Genomic DNA, 13225 nt, shown 5'->3' on the forward strand with positions numbered 1-13225 from the left:
TAATACATATCACACTAAAGTTAAGATAGCTATGGAATATAGTTTCAGGGAGATTGAGAAGAAGTGGCAGAAACGATGGGTAGAAGAAAAAACCTATCAGGTGACAGAAGATGAATCGAAGCAAAAATTCTATGTACTCAACATGTTTCCCTATCCTTCCGGAGCCGGACTACATGTGGGACATCCGCTGGGTTATATCGCCTCGGATATTTATGCCCGTTACAAACGCTTGCAAGGCTTCAATGTACTCAATCCCATGGGTTATGATGCTTACGGACTGCCTGCCGAGCAATATGCTATTCAAACAGGACAACACCCAGCTATTACTACTGTCAACAATATAAATCGTTACCGCGAACAGTTGGATAAGATTGGATTCTCATTCGATTGGAACCGTGAAATACGTACATGCGATCCTGAATATTACCAATGGACGCAATGGGCCTTCATCAAGATGTTCAATAGCTTTTACTGTAAAGATGAAAAGAAAGCGATGCCAATTGCAGAACTTATTGAAGCATTCGAAGTAACCGGAACAAAGGATTTAAATGTTGCTTGCAGCGAAGAGCTAAACTTTACCGCTCAAGAGTGGAAAGCAATGAATGAAAAGCAGCAACAGGAAACTTTAATGAACTACCGAATTGCTTATCTAGGCAACACAATGGTAAACTGGTGTCCGGCCTTGGGTACTGTGTTGGCCAATGATGAGGTTGTAGACGGTGTATCCGAACGTGGTGGTCATCCGGTTATTCAAAAGGTGATGCGCCAATGGTGTTTACGTGTATCGGCATACGCACAACGTTTGCTCGATGGATTAGAAACTGTTGATTGGACAGATTCATTGAAAGAAACACAGCGCAACTGGATTGGCCGTTCGGAAGGTGCCGAGATGAGTTTTAATGTAAAAGACAGTGATGTAGAATTTACCATATTTACCACACGTGCCGATACAGTCTTTGGTGTTACTTTCATGGTACTTGCTCCTGAAAGTGAATTGGTAGCTCAACTCACCACTCCTACTCAAAAGGAGGAAGTAAATGCCTATCTGGAACGCACCAAGAAGCGTACTGAACGCGAACGTATTGCTGATCGTAGTGTAAGTGGTGTCTTTTCAGGCAGTTATGCCATCAATCCACTTACTAATGAAGCAATTCCTGTATGGATAAGTGATTATGTATTAGCTGGATACGGCACGGGAGCCATCATGGCAGTACCGGCACACGACAGTCGTGACTATGCATTTGCCAAACATTTCAACTTAGAAATACGTCCGTTAATAGAGGGTTGCGACGTTAGTGAAGAAAGTTTTGATGCAAAGGAAGGAATCATGATCAACTCCCCTCGCCCGGGCACTCCTGAAGGTGGATTGGTGTTGAATGGCTTGAGTATAAAAGAAGCCATCGCTAAAACAAAAGAATATATCAAAACGAGCGGATTGGGACGTGTAAAAGTCAATTTCCGTTTGCGTGATGCTATTTTCTCCCGCCAACGCTATTGGGGGGAACCGTTTCCTGTCTATTATAAAGAGGGTATGCCTTACATGATTGATGAAAGCAAACTTCCATTACAACTTCCTGAAGTAACCAAATTCCTACCTACCGAAACAGGAGAACCACCATTGGGTAATGCTACTAAATGGGGATGGGACGAAGTTAATAAAGAAGTGGTAGATACCAATAAAATAGATAATAAGACAATCTTCCCATTGGAACTCAACACCATGCCGGGCTTTGCAGGGTCGTCTGCTTACTACTTGCGCTACATGGATCCACGCAACAATGAATGTTTGGTTGATTCAAAAGTCAATGCCTATTGGCAAAATGTTGACCTTTATGTAGGTGGTACGGAACATGCCACAGGACACCTCATCTACTCTCGCTTCTGGAACAAATTTCTCTTCGATCTTGGTATAACAGTGAAAGAAGAGCCATTCCAAAAGTTGGTAAACCAAGGAATGATTCAAGGACGCAGTAACTTTGTTTATCGCATAAAGGATACCAATACATTCGTTTCACTTAATTTGAAGGATCAATACGACGTCACTCCTATTCACGTAGATGTAAACATCGTATCAAACGACATACTTGATAGAGAAGCATTCAAAGCATGGAGACCGGAATTTGCTACTGCTGAATTTATACTTGAAGATGGCAAATACATCTGTGGGTGGACAGTAGAAAAGATGAGTAAGTCTATGTTCAACGTTGTAAACCCTGATATGATCGTTGAAAAATACGGTGCTGATACATTGCGTATGTACGAGATGTTTCTTGGACCGGTAGAACAATCAAAACCATGGGATACGAACGGAATTGACGGTGTACATCGTTTCATCCGTAAGTTCTGGACACTCTTCTTCAACAGAGATGGTCAATGCATCTTAACAGATCAACCCACTTCTAAAGAAGAATTAAAATCACTCCACAAACTGATTAAGAAGGTAACCGGTGATATAGAACTATTCTCATACAATACTTCAGTAAGCGCCTTCATGATTTGCATAAACGAACTCTTTACGCTGAAGTGTTATAAAAAAGAGATTTTAAACAAATTAATTATTCTCCTTGCTCCTTTTGCTCCCTACGTAAGTGAAGAACTTTGGGAAGTATTGGGCAACACTACATCTGTTTGTGATGCTCAATGGCCTAAATGGAACGAAGAGTATCTAAAGGAAGATGTAGTGAACTATGCTATTTCTTTCAATGGAAAAGCTCGCTTCAATATGGAGTTTCCTGCTGGTGCCGCAAAAGAAACGATACAAGAGGAAGCATTGAAAGATGAACGTTCCAAAAAATGGATAGAAGGGAAAATACCTAAAAAGGTCATTGTTGTTCCTAATAAATTAATAAATATTGTAGTTTAATTAATAATAAACAATTATTCAATGGTCAAGCCTTCAAAATCAGACCTTCTAAGAGAATCAAGAGATTATATTCTCATTACCTTTGGATTGATATGTTATGCAATCGGCTGGTCGGCTTTCCTGCTTCCTTATCAAATCACTACAGGAGGAGTAACAGGTATTTCTGCTATTATTTATTATTCTACAGGGGTACCTATTCAATATAGTTATTTTATCATTAATGCTATATTGATGACTGCTGCCATAAAAATACTAGGACCTAAATTTAGTATAAAAACCACTTATGCTATCTTTTCTCTTACATTCTTGCTCTGGTTATTTCAACAATTAATAGGGAATACCTTAATTTTAGGTCCGGGACAAGATTTTATGGCCTGCGTAATAGGTGCTAGCCTTTGTGGTATAGGTTTAGGGGTTGTTTTTATCAATAATGGAAGCACAGGAGGAACAGATATTATAGCAGCAGTAGTTAATAAGTATCGTGATGTAACCTTTGGACGAATGATTCTCTATTGTGACGTAGTTATCATCTCTTCTTGTTACTTTGTATTCAATGACTGGAGAAGAGTAGTCTTTGGTTTCGTTACATTGGTTGTTATCAGCTATGTACTCGATCTTATAGTAAACAGTGCTCGCCAATCAGTACAATTTCTCATTTTTTCAAAAGAATATCAAAATATTGCTGATCGTATTATTGCCGATACACATCGTGGAGTAACTGTTTTAAATGGTACCGGATGGTATAGTAAAAATGATGTAAAAGTACTGGTTGTCATGGCAAAGAAAAGCCAGTCCGTACAAATATTTCGTTTAGTTAAAGACATAGATCCAAATGCCTTCATCTCACAAAGTTCTGTAATAGGCGTATATGGTGAAGGATTTGATCGCATCAAATAAAATAAGAATGAAAAATAAACTTGTTTTCTCAACCAACAATGCCCATAAGCTTGAAGAAGTATCACTTATATTGGGCGACAAAATAGAACTTCTCAGTTTGAAAGATATTCATTGTGATGTAGATGTTCCTGAAACAGAAAACACCCTTGAAGGAAATGCATTACTTAAGGCAGAGTACGTCTATAAAAACTATGGGTTAAATTGTTTTGGAGATGACACCGGACTTGAGATAGAAGCTCTAAACAACGAACCAGGAGTTTATTCAGCCCGTTATGCAGGTGAAGATAAAAACTCGCAAGCAAACATGCTAAAAGTTCTTCATAAGCTTGAGGGAAAAGAAAACCGTAAAGCACAATTTCGTACGGCTATTGCTCTTATTCTCGATGGTGAAAAATATCTTTTCGAAGGTATTATTAAAGGAGAAATTATAAAAGAAAAGAGGGGAGAATCCGGTTTTGGTTATGACCCTATCTTCATTCCTGAAGGCTATGATCAAACATTTGCCCAACTAGGAAATGATGTAAAAAACAAAATTAGTCACCGAGCATTAGCGATCAACAAACTTTGCGAATTTCTTCGTTCAATTGACAAAAAATAAGCTTCATACTAAAAGAGCGCACAGAATAACTTTTATCTGTGTGCTCTTTTACATTTAAATGGATATATGTTTATAAACCTAACTTTTCAGATATATCCAACATCTTCTTAATAGGCTTCACGGCTTTTTCTGCAACATCAGCATCTACTTCTATTTCAGGATATTCATACTTCAAACAGTTATAGAGCTTTTCTAACGAATTCAAACGCATAAAGCTACACTCATTACAGGCACAAGTACTATCGTTAGGAGGAGCAGGGATAAACGTCTTCTGAGGGCATTTCTTTTGCATCTCATGTAATATACCCGATTCTGTAGCAACAATAAAACGTTGTTCACTGCTGTTAATAGCATGTTTCAACAAGGCAGCAGTAGAACCAATCACATCAGCCAACTTAAGCACAACACTTTTGCATTCAGGGTGTGCAAGTACGATTGCATCTGGGTATTGTGCTTTTAGCTCTACAATTTTTTCTACTGAAAACTGTTCGTGAACATGGCAAGCTCCATCCCACAACAACATCTTACGGTTAGTAATTGAGTTAATATAATCTCCTAAGTTTCTATCCGGACCAAAAATAATCTTCTCATCTTTGGGAAAGCTTTCTACTATCTGCTTTGCATTAGTAGAAGTAACAACCACATCAGTGAGTGCTTTAACGGCAGCTGTTGTATTAACATAGGATATTACTGTATATCCAGGATGCTCTTTGACAAACTGTTCAAATTGATCTGCCGGGCAACTATCGGCTAACGAACAACCTGCATTCAAATCGGGTACAAGGACTTTCTTATTTGGACAAAGTATCTTAGCTGTTTCTCCCATGAAATGAACACCACACACTACAATGATATCAGCACTCGTTTTAGCAGCCCATTGAGCCAGTGCCAAACTATCACCAACAAAATCAGCAATATCTTGAATCTCACCTTTCTGATAATAGTGACCCAATATCACTGCATTTTTTTCTTTCTTCAGTTTATTAATGGCAACCTTCAGATCTATATCTTCATTAATAGGTTCATTAACAAAACCCTTTTTCAACCACTCTTCTCTATTCATTATTATCTTATTAGTTTTTCACTCTATCTCTTTAAAAATATATATTAGTTATAATAGCCTGTTAATAGTGTTAGTAAAAAAATACATATTTATTTGGTTACTAAGTTATTAGCATCAAATAGACTCTTATTAGCTCTATATTAACAACTATATTTGATTTTAGGTACTGATTATAAGGCTTATATAAGTTTAATTAACACCCTGTTTATAAGTTGCAAAGTTAAGAACTTTGGAGCATAAATAGAAAAATTAGGGTTTAAAAATGTGTTTAAGCAAGCCTTGAAAATTTCTATTAACTTTTTTGGAAGGTTCATTTCATTCGACAGTAACCATATTTATTTATAATACAAGATAGTTTAGAGTTTTCTTTCCATGATGTTTTCACAGTATATGAACAGTTATTAACAGAGAAGTTAACTGAGGTTTATACATGTTCAAACATAAATGATTAATTTTGTAGCATTAATATGTTTACTGATATATAAAGAGATAAAATGAATCTACGAAAATTGAAAATTACCGAGTTGAATAGGTTGAGTGCAGAAGAATTTAAGGAAGCTCAAAAACTTCCTTTAGTGGTAGTATTAGATGATATTCGTAGTCTTCATAATATTGGATCAGTATTTCGTACGTCTGACGCTTTTAGAGTAGAGCGGATTTATCTATGTGGAATAACAGCAGTTCCTCCTCATCCTGATATGCATAAAACTGCTTTAGGAGCTGAATTTTCAGTGGATTGGATCTATGTTAATAACGCTATTGAAGCTGTTGATAACTTAAAGGAAAAAGGATATATAGTATATTCTATTGAACAAGCTGAAGGAAGTATTATGCTTGATGAATTAGAACTTGATAAGACAAAGAAGTATGCTGTAGTATTAGGTAATGAAGTGAAAGGAGTGAATCAAGAAGTTATTAATCATTCTGGAGGTTGCATAGAAATTCCTCAGTATGGAACAAAGCATTCATTAAATGTATCAGTAACTGCAGGGATTGTAATATGGGATTTCTTTAAAAAACTAACGATCTTTTAAAGGTTTAATTTGGCTAAAGTTGACCATTTTCTACTTGTAAGATTACTCGCTCAGTTAATTGATCTTCTCCTTGAGGATCATATTGCTTTTTAAGACTTGTTCCAAACAATCCGGCAAAAGCTTGATATAATCCCGCTTTAAAAGGTCCCATAAAGGCTTTTACTATTTCGTAGGAAGTTTGATTTGATTGGCGATCTATTAATTTTATTAATAACTTTCCTTGAGTGAAAGAAAGCTTTTTCATTCGTGCAGTATATTGATCTTTCAGTCCTTTCTCAACTCGTTTGATATGTTTTTGTTTTGCTTTTTCGTTAGGTAGAGTTTCAATAAATTCATAAGTTTCGATGATCGCTCGATTTATTTCTCTGGATATTGGAAGAGTCTTTTTAACATTGTAGACAAGTCTGTAATAGTCTTTCCTTTCTCTATCATTTTTAAATTTCAATGGTTTGAATATATATACTTGTGGAAGTTGAATCCATGGAATTGTATCCCCTTCATACACACATACTGGAACAAGATAGCCAATATTTTTTTTATCCTCCTGCGCACTGCATAAAGAGCAACGTAGAAGAATAACGGAAAAAAATATTAGTATGTTAAGCCACCTTTTCATGGCACAAAAATAATAATATTTATTGTTTAATTTGTGAGCTTTTTACGTTTTAATTACTTTTGATGTCTAAAATAAATTAACGCGATAAAACTAAATTAAGATCATGTATCATAAAAGAGCAATTCTAATTGCTTTAACCGGAGAGCTATTTATTATTTTAAATTTGAAAGGACAAAATACTGTTGCTAATCCCTTGGAAGATATAATGGAAGAAGTGTCCGTAAATGATGAAGAAAATGATAAAAATTGGGATAATGAAATTGAAGAACTCTCCGAACGTTTGCGAGAACCTATTAATTTGAATGCTGTTACTAAAGAACAATTAGAGCAATTTCCTTTTTTAAGTGATCTACAGATAGAAAATCTGCTGGCTTATCTCTACATTAATGGACCAATGCAAACTTTGTATGAGCTACAGTTGGTTGAAGATATAAATAGAGAAACAATAAAATATTTGCTTCCTTTTGTTTGTGTTAAGCCTGTGCACAAAAAAGAACCATTACCTACTTTAAAAAATATTTTATCCAGAGGAAAGAATGAACTTCTTACTCGTGTTGACATTCCTTTGTATAAAAGAAAAGGTTACGAATCTTCTTATCTTGGTCCATCCATTTATCATTCGTTGCGTTATAGTTTTCGTTATAAAGAAAATATATATGCAGGGTTTACGGGTGAAAAAGACGCCGGTGAACCTTTTTTTGGTTTACACAATCAGAAAGGGTATGACTATTATTCATTTTATTTCTTGTTGAAGAATATTCGTCGATTGAAAGCATTGGCTTTGGGTAATTATAGATTGAGCTTTGGTCAGGGACTTGTAATCAGTAATGATTATGTGATGGGAAAAACTATTTCAGCTTCTACCATGGGAGGTAGGAGTGGTGGTATAAAAAAACATTCCTCTACAGACGAATATAATTATTTGCAGGGAGCTGCAGTAGCAATAGGAATGGATAAATTTACTTTATCTGCCTTTTATTCTCACCGTTCTTTGGATGGTATAGCAACCGATAGTGAAATTACTTCGATAAACAAAAGTGGATTGCACCGAACTGAGAAGGAGGTTTTACGAAGTAATTTGTTTACCATGCAACTTATGGGGGGGAACCTTACTTATTCTAAAAACGGATTAAAATTTGGACTAACAGGTATTTATTACTTTTTTGATCGTCCTTATGAACCTCAGATCAGAGAATATTCAAAGTATAACATTCGTGGTAATAATTTTTATAATATAGGAATAGATTACAAATACAGATGGAATAGATTTACTTTGCTTGGAGAAGCTGCAATAGGAAAAGGAGGGGGGATTGCCACCTTAAATACCATTAAATATTCATCTTCAGATAATTATAATTTATTATTGATTCATAGATATTATGCCTATAATTATTGGGCAATGTATGCTCGTTCTTTTTCCGAAGGCGGTAGTATACAGAATGAAAATGGATGGTATCTTGCAGCTGATATTTCACCACTTCGCTTTTGGAAATTTTTTGCTTCTGTTGATTTCTTCTCTTTCCCTTGGTTGAAGTATGGAGTTGATAAACCCTCATCCGGTTTCGATGGATTGATTCAAGCCACTTATTCACCTTATTCTAATTTGTCCATGTATTTGCGGTATCGGTATAAAGAAAAGGAAAAGAACTATACGGATGAGGATAAAGTAAAAACTGTTCGTCCTTTATATCAGCATCGTTTACGCTATCAATTGGCTTATTCTGTTTCTGATCATTTTACTCTAAAGACTACTTTGGATTATAATCACATTCATCCACAGCAAGCAAAAGCAAGTAAAGGATTTCAAATAGTGCAGACTTTAGCTTATGGTTTCCGTAAAATACCTGTGAAATTTGAAATGCATGGAGCATACTTTCATACGGATGATTATGCATCACGTGTTTATTCCTATGAAAGAGGAATGCTTTACTCTTTTTATATTCCTTCTTTCTATGGTATAGGCACACGATTGGCTTTTGATGTGAGGTATGACATTCGTAAAAATTGGATGTTTATAGCCAAAATTGGGCAAACGAAGTATAATGATCGAGACCAGATTGGTACTGGATTAGACGTTATAAATAGCAATAAGAAAACAGATATTCAGATGCAATTGCGTTATAAGTTCTAATGAACTCTTCTTTTGCGTATCTTTGCACTTGTTTTATTAGCAAGTAGAAAATTCTAAATATTAAAATGTCAACAGTTATCTATCCTTCTCCCATCTTCGGTCCTGTTCATTCCCGCCGTTTGGGTGTTTCTTTGGGAATTAATCTATTGCCGGCCGACGGAAAAGTTTGTTCTTTCGATTGTATTTATTGTGAATGCGGATTTAATGCTGACAATAGAGCCCATAATCCTTTGCCAACTCGTGAAGAAGTCCATTTAGCTTTAGAATCTAAATTAATAGAAATGAAAGCCGTGGGTCCTATTCCCGACGTGCTTACTTTTGCCGGTAATGGAGAGCCAACTTGCCATCCATCTTTTCCTGAGATCATAGATGATACGCTTGCGCTTCGTGATGAGTATTTTCCTAATGCGAAAGTAAGTGTATTGAGTAACTCCACCTTTATTCATCGTCCGGCTGTGTTTGCTGCACTTGCCAAGATAGATAATAACATACTGAAACTTGATACAGTAGATGAAGATTATATTCATTTACTAGATCGTCCCGGAAGTAACTATTCTGTTTCGAATATTATTAGCCAGCTCAAAGCTTTCAAAGGGAACTGTATTATTCAAACGATGTTTCTTAAAGGAAAGTATGAAGGAAGAGATATGGATAATACTTCAGATAAATATGTACTTCCATGGATTGAAGCAGTGAAAAATATTGCACCCAGGCAAGTGATGATCTATACCATTGATAGGGAAACTCCCGATCATGATTTACAAAAAGCTTCTCCTGAAGAACTTGATAGAATCGTTAGTCAGCTTGCTAAAGAGCATATTGTGGCTACAGCTTCATATTAGTGAATTAAAAATAGCCCACAGATTTACATTAATAGGTGTAATTCTGTGGGCTATTAATTTTGAATTTATCGATGGTTTATTTGCGAATAATATCGTTTGCTCTTTCTATAGCTGTATTGATATTATCACAAATATTTTCTTCACCAAGCAACTCATAGAAACCTGATTTTTCAAGTACTTTGTATACTTTTTCATTTACTCCTGAGAGCACAATGGTTATTTTTTCCTTCTTAGACATCCTACAAAGATTGGTAAGATTGTGGATTCCTGTAGAATCTATGAATGGAACTTTACGCATACGTATGATGCGTACTTTGGGACGATCACCCATTTGTACCATCTGCTCTTCAAACTTGTTGGCTATGCCGAAAAAATAGGGCCCGTCTATTTCGTATACTTCTACCTGTGAAGGTATAGTCAGATGATCTTCTCTTACAGCGATATCAAGTTCCATATTTGGATCTATTTCATCTGTAATAACAGATATTTCCGTTGTCTCGGCTACACGACGCATAAACAGCAAGCAAGCTATTACTAAACCTACTTCAATAGCTATAGTCAGGTCGAAGATAACCGTCAGGAAAAACGTGATCAATAACACAGCGATATCCGATTTCGGGTTCTTCATCAACGCTCTAAAAGTACGCCATTCACTCATATTATATGATACTACCACTAGAACTCCTGCTAAGCAAGCCATTGGAATGTATTGAGCCAGTGGCATAAGAAATAGCAAAATCAATAATAAAACAATGGCATGGATAATTCCGGCTACAGGAGTTTTTCCTCCGTTATTGATGTTCGTCATCGTGCGGGCGATGGCACCGGTTGCGGGAATTCCTCCAAAGAGTGGAGTGATAATATTGGCAGCTCCTTGAGCTATCAATTCCGTGTTAGAATCATGTTTATCACCAGTCACACCGTCGGCTACGGTGGCAGATAGCAACGATTCTATTGCGCCCAATACAGCAATTGTTATAGCAACAGGAAATAAGCCCTTCATAGATTCCCATGTCAATACAGGAACTTGAGCATTAGGCAATTGAGAGGAGATACTAAAACGGTCGCCAATTGTGTCAATGGCATCAATTCCTCCATATATTTTTAGGATGTAAGTTACTATTGTTATCAGAATAATAGCAATCAATGACCCCGGAATCTTTTTTAAGAATTTAGGGGTAATTGCAATAATTCCTATACTTGCCACGCTCATAATGGTGTTCCACCAATTAATGCTATCGAAATGTTTAAAGTAAATCAACCATTTTCCTACAAAGTCTCCCGGTAATTTTTCTCCTCCAAAAGTTAGTCCGAAAATATCGGCTATTTGTGTGGTGAAAATTGTTACAGCAATACCACTGGTAAAACCAACGATGATAGGGTAGGGCATAAATTTAATAATAGCACCTAACTTAAATGCTCCCAATAAAATGAGTAATACTCCTGCCATGATGGTAGCGATGATTAATCCGGCTTCTCCGTATTGCTGAATAACAGCATATACAATCACGATAAATGCACCGGTAGGTCCTCCAATTTGTACTTTGCTACCTCCAATTAGTGAGATTATAAATCCTGCGATAATGGCAGTAATGATGCCTTTCTCCGGAGATACCCCCGAGGCAATACCAAATGCTATGGCCAAAGGAAGTGCCACGATACCTACAATGATACCAGACATTAAATCTGCCATGAATAGTTGTTTAGAATAATTTTTCAAAGCAACGAGCAGCTTTGGCTTAAATTCAAATGCTTTCATTCTATTTGTATATAAGTAGTTGATTAGTAGATCTTTGTCGTCCATTTTTAAAAGGAAGGACAAAGATACAAAAAAATACTATTACTGTGTTGTAAAACATGTTTAGTTCTATTTATCCTTTTTTTCTTCTATAAAAATGAATATTAATGTTGTAAAGAAAGGATTCACATTATAAAATAATTTGTTATATTTGTCTTCTTCTATGTAAGATAAAGTAGTAGTAAAGATTAATATCCAATTCTAAATATAAAGATTATGACTAAAAGTATTAAAGGAACTCAGACCGAGAAAAATCTGATGCATTCATTTGCCGGAGAATCACAGGCAAGAATGCGCTACACTTATTTTGCAAGTGCTGCTAAAAAAGAAGGTTTCGAACAAATTGCTGCTATCTTCACTGAAACAGCCGATCAGGAAAAAGAGCATGCAAAACGTATGTTTAAGTATCTTGAAGGAGGAATGGTAGAGATCACAGCCAGCTTTCCTGCGGGAGTAATTGGTACTACACTCGAGAACCTTCAGGCTGCCGCTGCCGGTGAGCATGAAGAATGGACATTAGATTACCCACATTTTGCTGATGTGGCCGAAGAAGAAGGTTTTCGTGAAATCGCAGCTATGTATCGCAATATCGCAAAAGCTGAAAAAGGGCATGAAGAGAGATATCTTGCTTTCGTGAATAACATCGAAACAGCCTCTGTATTTGCTAAAGAAGGAGAGGTTCTTTGGCAGTGCCGCAATTGTGGTTATATACATTCCGGTAAAACAGCTCCTAAAACGTGCCCGGCATGTTTACATCCGCAATCTTATTTTGAAGTAAAGAAGGAAAATTATTAAGAATCTTTCTTCAGCCCCCTACTAACTCCTTATGGCATTCATCTAGAATGGATAAGGAGTTTTTTTATGGTTAGATGTTGTTCTCTATTAATTTGATACCAACACCTTTATCTATATTTAAACGGAAAGAATTATGACAAAGATTTTATCAATATGCATTATTTTTCTTTTAAGTGCGAATCTGTTTGGGCAGATACGAAGCTTTGAAGACATTCCAAAGGATGTTTTGAAACATTTAGACAAAATGGGTATGGATAAATCTCCTATAGTAAATAGTCCTGAAAGTGATTATTTCAATATGATCTTTAAAGATTCTCGGAAAGATTTTGATTTTGAGGGGAAAAAAGTGGGATTTGTCACAGGAAGTACTGGAAAAAGAATAAGTAATAAACATGATTATTTTGATATAGAAAAAAAGAGATTTTTGCATACTTATTCCCCCAATGGAGGTATATTATATCTTTTTGATGAAAGCCAAAAAGAGAAATCAGGAGGGTATGACGCTGTAATAGCGTATTGGTGCAAAGTTTTACTTCGAATAAAAGATTTACCTGATAAGCTAAAATAAATACAAGACTATATGTCTTA

The 13225-nt window shown here is 35.9% G+C and carries 11 protein-coding genes; 8 read left to right on the forward strand and 3 right to left on the reverse strand.

All coding sequences use genetic code 11. The features are described from left to right. The first annotated feature begins 31 nt into the window (after positions 1 to 31). From leuS to BQ5338_RS14800, 3 genes are read left to right on the forward strand one after another with little or no spacing between them, the layout of a single operon-like run. On the forward strand, positions 32 to 2863 hold the full coding sequence (gene leuS / locus BQ5338_RS14790; RefSeq protein ID WP_071147555.1) for a leucine--tRNA ligase: 2832 nt from the start codon (positions 32 to 34) through the stop codon (positions 2861 to 2863). Positions 2864 to 2884: 21 nt separating this feature from the next. After that, positions 2885 to 3760, forward strand: a complete 876-nt coding sequence (locus BQ5338_RS14795; protein ID WP_071147556.1) for a YitT family protein — start codon at positions 2885 to 2887, stop codon at positions 3758 to 3760. A 7-nt stretch (positions 3761 to 3767) separates the two neighbouring features. Continuing rightward, positions 3768 to 4358: a non-canonical purine NTP diphosphatase gene (locus BQ5338_RS14800; RefSeq protein WP_071147557.1), complete on the forward strand. Its 591-nt coding sequence runs from the start codon at positions 3768 to 3770 to the stop codon at positions 4356 to 4358. A gap of 70 nt (positions 4359 to 4428) precedes the next feature. Here the strand turns inward: BQ5338_RS14800 and nadA are convergent, their stop codons facing one another. Beyond that, on the reverse strand, positions 4429 to 5421 hold the full coding sequence (gene nadA / locus BQ5338_RS14805; RefSeq protein ID WP_071147558.1) for a quinolinate synthase NadA: 993 nt from the start codon (positions 5419 to 5421) through the stop codon (positions 4429 to 4431). A 494-nt stretch (positions 5422 to 5915) separates the two neighbouring features. On the opposite strand from nadA, the gene BQ5338_RS14810 reads away from it, so the two are divergent. Next, complete coding sequence (locus BQ5338_RS14810) at positions 5916 to 6455, forward strand: RNA methyltransferase (protein ID WP_071147559.1); 540 nt, start codon at positions 5916 to 5918, stop codon at positions 6453 to 6455. Between the two features lie 13 nt (positions 6456 to 6468). On the opposite strand, the gene BQ5338_RS14815 is transcribed toward BQ5338_RS14810, so the two are convergent. After that, a complete protein-coding gene (locus tag BQ5338_RS14815) occupies positions 6469 to 7071 on the reverse strand; it encodes a DUF4294 domain-containing protein (protein WP_071147560.1) in 603 nt (200 codons plus the stop codon). Positions 7072 to 7174: 103 nt separating this feature from the next. On the opposite strand from BQ5338_RS14815, the gene BQ5338_RS14820 reads away from it, so the two are divergent. Together BQ5338_RS14820 and BQ5338_RS14825 are read left to right on the forward strand one after the other, a co-directional pair. Beyond that, a complete protein-coding gene (locus tag BQ5338_RS14820; protein ID WP_139265268.1) occupies positions 7175 to 9202 on the forward strand; it encodes a helix-hairpin-helix domain-containing protein in 2028 nt (675 codons plus the stop codon). Between the two features lie 65 nt (positions 9203 to 9267). Then, the gene (locus tag BQ5338_RS14825; RefSeq protein ID WP_071147562.1) at positions 9268 to 10044 is read left to right on the forward strand and encodes a radical SAM protein; all 777 of its coding nucleotides are present in this window, start codon (positions 9268 to 9270) and stop codon (positions 10042 to 10044) included. 76 nt (positions 10045 to 10120) lie between these two features. Here the strand turns inward: BQ5338_RS14825 and BQ5338_RS14830 are convergent, their stop codons facing one another. Continuing rightward, positions 10121 to 11803 carry a SulP family inorganic anion transporter gene (locus BQ5338_RS14830; protein WP_071147920.1) on the reverse strand — a complete coding sequence of 561 codons (1683 nt, stop codon included), beginning with the start codon at positions 11801 to 11803 and terminating at the stop codon, positions 10121 to 10123. A gap of 255 nt (positions 11804 to 12058) precedes the next feature. Here BQ5338_RS14830 and rbr point away from each other — a divergent pair, with 255 nt between their 5' ends. Both rbr and BQ5338_RS14840 read left to right on the forward strand, forming a co-directional pair. After that, a complete protein-coding gene (rbr, locus tag BQ5338_RS14835) occupies positions 12059 to 12637 on the forward strand; it encodes a rubrerythrin (protein WP_071147563.1) in 579 nt (192 codons plus the stop codon). A gap of 133 nt (positions 12638 to 12770) precedes the next feature. Continuing rightward, the gene (locus tag BQ5338_RS14840) at positions 12771 to 13205 is read left to right on the forward strand and encodes a DUF8192 domain-containing protein (protein ID WP_071147564.1); all 435 of its coding nucleotides are present in this window, start codon (positions 12771 to 12773) and stop codon (positions 13203 to 13205) included. The last annotated feature ends 20 nt before the right edge of the window (positions 13206 to 13225 follow it).

Origin of the sequence: Bacteroides ihuae (assembly GCF_900104585.1) — a bacterium.
GTDB lineage: Bacteria > Bacteroidota > Bacteroidia > Bacteroidales > Bacteroidaceae > Bacteroides > Bacteroides ihuae.

Bases quoted from the DNA above. Each gene is read 5' to 3' on its own strand.
- BQ5338_RS14810 (WP_071147559.1), top strand. From the start codon at position 5,916: ATGAATCTACGAAAATTGAAAATTACCGAGTTGAATAGGTTGAGTGCA.
- nadA (WP_071147558.1), bottom strand. From the start codon at position 5,421: ATGAATAGAGAAGAGTGGTTGAAAAAGGGTTTTGTTAATGAACCTATT.
- BQ5338_RS14795 (WP_071147556.1), top strand. From the start codon at position 2,885: ATGGTCAAGCCTTCAAAATCAGACCTTCTAAGAGAATCAAGAGATTAT.
- BQ5338_RS14800 (WP_071147557.1), top strand. From the start codon at position 3,768: ATGAAAAATAAACTTGTTTTCTCAACCAACAATGCCCATAAGCTTGAA.
- rbr (WP_071147563.1), top strand. From the start codon at position 12,059: ATGACTAAAAGTATTAAAGGAACTCAGACCGAGAAAAATCTGATGCAT.
- BQ5338_RS14840 (WP_071147564.1), top strand. From the start codon at position 12,771: ATGACAAAGATTTTATCAATATGCATTATTTTTCTTTTAAGTGCGAAT.
- BQ5338_RS14820 (WP_139265268.1), top strand. From the start codon at position 7,175: ATGTATCATAAAAGAGCAATTCTAATTGCTTTAACCGGAGAGCTATTT.
- BQ5338_RS14825 (WP_071147562.1), top strand. From the start codon at position 9,268: ATGTCAACAGTTATCTATCCTTCTCCCATCTTCGGTCCTGTTCATTCC.
- leuS (WP_071147555.1), top strand. From the start codon at position 32: ATGGAATATAGTTTCAGGGAGATTGAGAAGAAGTGGCAGAAACGATGG.
- BQ5338_RS14830 (WP_071147920.1), bottom strand. From the start codon at position 11,803: ATGAAAGCATTTGAATTTAAGCCAAAGCTGCTCGTTGCTTTGAAAAAT.
- BQ5338_RS14815 (WP_071147560.1), bottom strand. From the start codon at position 7,071: ATGAAAAGGTGGCTTAACATACTAATATTTTTTTCCGTTATTCTTCTA.